The 3,121-nt window shown below is 52.0% G+C and carries 3 protein-coding genes; all 3 read right to left on the bottom strand.

Annotated elements, in window-relative coordinates; translation table 11 throughout:
- Positions 1 to 52: 52 nt before the first annotated feature.
- Positions 53 to 1,006, bottom strand: a complete 954-nt coding sequence (locus PHU49_16330; protein ID MDD5245578.1) for a 4Fe-4S dicluster domain-containing protein — start codon at positions 1,004 to 1,006, stop codon at positions 53 to 55.
- Positions 1,003 to 1,434, bottom strand: coding sequence for a hydrogenase iron-sulfur subunit (locus tag PHU49_16325; protein ID MDD5245577.1), 432 nt, complete (start codon positions 1,432 to 1,434; stop codon positions 1,003 to 1,005). Before PHU49_16325 ends, PHU49_16330 begins: the two co-directional genes overlap by 4 nt.
- A partial coding sequence (locus PHU49_16320) for a CoB--CoM heterodisulfide reductase iron-sulfur subunit A family protein (protein ID MDD5245576.1) occupies positions 1,422 to 3,121 on the bottom strand: 1,700 nt, incomplete at its 5' end. The genes PHU49_16325 and PHU49_16320, both read right to left, overlap by 13 nt.

Below are 3,121 nucleotides of genomic sequence, written 5' to 3'. Positions count from 1 at the left end.
TCCTTCAGGAAGTCCTTTATCTTTTCTTTTGGCAGGTAACCTGTATCGAACATTAGAGTTTGTGCTCCTTAATCTTCGCTTCATCAACATTAAATGTATACATGGGCGGCTTATCGTCAAGGTTCACGCCTGGTTCATAATTAAAGAGGTCTTTCATCTCCGCGTTGATCTTCTTTTTCAGTTTCGCCACGGGTATGTCCATGGGACAGACCCTTTCACATTCCCCGCACTCTACACATCTCCCCGCAAGGTGCACCGCATGGATCATGTGGAACATGAATTTTTCCCGTAAAGACAGTGCCTGGCTTATCCAGTGCGGGTCCCGGGTCTCTGCAATACAGCTATCCTGGCAGATGCACATAGGGCATGCATTCCGGCAGGCATAGCAGCGGATACACCGTTCGAGCTCTTTTTCCCAGTATGCCTTTTTCTCTTCGAGGGTCTTCGCGTCAAACCGGCGGATATCCTCGTAAACATCCTCTTTCGGTTTATCCGATTGGATCGGGTCGCCAATAAGATGGTCATAGACAAGGGGGGTCGGATACTGGCATGTTGTGCATTTATCAGGGCAGATATCGGCAATTGCCAGCGTCTTTTCTCCTTCCGGTGTCGTAACGATAATGTTGCCGCTGTCATCAAAGGCAACCTCGACGACGGGCTGGTGCCCGATCTCCCTGAGAACCTTCTTCACGCTTATCACCCCTGTACAGGGCACACCAATGATAACAACCTTTTCGCGATCGATGAGGCCTTCCTGCAGGTACTGTATAATGGTCCTGCTGTCACATCCCTTGACAACGATACCAACCTTCTTTTTGATAGAAGGAAGGTAGCTTGTCAGGTTCTGGGCACACAGCGGATTCCAGATAAGCTTGTCGATCTGTTCCGGCATACTTATGAAGTAGGGGGTTGCGTGAATCTTGTCAAAACCCTGCTGATAACAGATCACCGTTTCAACGTCCGGGAATATTCTGGCAATAGTCTCTTTTATCTGATCCGTATTCAACCCTCATTCTCCTTCTTTGCGTGCAGGGGACCGAGCTGATGGACCTGGTTCGTGAAATCCGTGACCACCTGCTGCCATTTCTGCCCTTCCGATGCAGAGACCCATGTATAATGGAACCTTCTCTCGTCGATACCGATGAAAGGAAGGAATCTCTTCAGCATTTCGAGCCGTCTGCGCGCATAGAAATTGCCGTCTGTGTAATGACAATCCCTGGGGTGGCACCCTGAAACAAGCACGCCATCGGCGCCCGTCAGCAGTGCCTTCACAACAAAGAGCGGGTCTACCCTGCCCGAGCAGGGCACCCTGATGATGCGCAGATCCGTTGGCTGTTTAAAACGGCCGACACCCGCCGTATCTGCTCCACCGTAGGAACACCAGTTGCAGAGAAAACCTACGATCCGAAGTTCCTTCAGGTCTACCCCTGACATATGGTATTCACCTCCGCTAAGAGCTGGTTGTCGGTGAAATGCTGCAACTGGATCGCACCACAGGGACAGGTGGATGTGCAGACGCCGCAGCCGGCACAGACCGTTTCGATGACCTTTGCGACCTTTTTGCCGCTTCTCAGCTGGTCCTCCTTGATGGCCTGGAAAGGACAGGTTTTAACACACTTCATGCAGCCCACACAGGCGTTCGTATTGACCTGCGCAATAGCCGGATCGGATTCAAGCATATCCTTTGAGAACAGCGCCAGCACCTTTGCTGCCGCCGCGCTCCCCTGGCCGACCGACGCGGGGATATCTTTCGGTCCCTGGCATGCGCCCGCAAGGTATACCCCTGCTGTATTTGTTTCAACGGGTCTTAATTTCGGGTGACTTTCAACATAGAAACCAAATGTATCATAGGAGATGTGGAGTTTTTCTGCCATACCGGCAGCACCCGGTGCGGAAATAACTGCCGTCGCGAGGACAACGAGGTCTGCTTCGACCTCCACCTGAGTACCGAGGAGGGTGTCCGCGCCCCTTACGACCATCTTCTTGCCTTTGGGATAGATCTTCGAGACCCGCCCCCGTATATATCTCGCGCCGTAATCCTCCTGTGCCCTCCTGGTAAACTCATCGTACCCTTTACCGGGGGAACGGATGTCCATGTAAAAAACATAGGATTGCGAATCGGGTACGTGGTCTTTCGTGAGGATCGCCTGCTTTGCGATGTACATGCAGCAGAAGTTCGAACAGTAAGGCACGCCAAGGGATTTATCCCTGGAGCCTGCACAGGAGACAAAGACAACAGTCTTCGGTTCGGTCTGGTCGGATGGCCGCAGGATATGTCCCGATGTAGGACCCGAAGCATTGAGGATCCTTTCGTACTGGATACCTGTGATGACGTCAGGGTAACGCCCCGCGCCATATTCCGGGAACTTGTCGAGGTCAAAAAGCCCGTATCCTGTTGCAACGATGATCGCGCCAATATCCTCGGTGACGATCTCGTCTTCCATCTCGTAATTGATCGCCCCTGTGGGACATATTTTGGCGCAGACACCACACTTCCCTTTCGTGAACTGTCTGCAGAATGCGGGATCGATCTTTGCCTTCTTGGGGATTGCCTGCGGGAACGGTATGTTGATCGCCCGCGTCGGGGCGACTCCATAATTGAAGTGATCGTACGCGTTCCTTGTCGGGCACTTCTCCATGCATGCGCCGCAGCCGGTGCATTTCGACCAGTCAACATAGGTCGCCTTCTTCCGTATCTTGACCTGATAGTTACCGACATATCCTTTTATCTCGTCAATCTCCGAATATGCATGGAGCTTGATCTTCTCATGCTGTGCTACATCGACCATTTTAGGACCGAGGATGCATATCGAGCAGTCTATGGTAGGAAAGGTCTTGTCAAGGCGCGCCATCATCCCGCCGATGCTGGGACTTTTTTCAACAAGGATAACATCCAGCCCGCCGTCGGCACAGTCAAGGGCAGCCTGCATGCCGGCAACTCCGCCGCCGATAACCATAACCCTTTTATTGACCTTGAACGACGACGAGTAAAGGGGTTTATTGTTCATTACCTTGGCAACGGCCATCTTTACGGCATCGATTGCCTTGGTGGTGTTCAGTTCTTTATTTTCACCGATCCATGAGATATGTTCCCTGATGTTCGCCATTTCAAGGAAGTAGC

The organism is Syntrophorhabdaceae bacterium, assembly GCA_028713955.1.
GTDB lineage: Bacteria > Desulfobacterota > Syntrophorhabdia > Syntrophorhabdales > Syntrophorhabdaceae > UBA5609.
Note: the sequence above shows the minus strand (reverse complement) of the source record. Positions and strands in the feature narration are given on the sequence as shown.

What these genes read in the sequence shown, in the direction of transcription:
- PHU49_16325 (MDD5245577.1), bottom strand. Translation starts at nt 1,434, where the DNA reads ATGTCAGGGGTAGACCTGAAGGAACTTCGGATCGTAGGTTTTCTCTGC.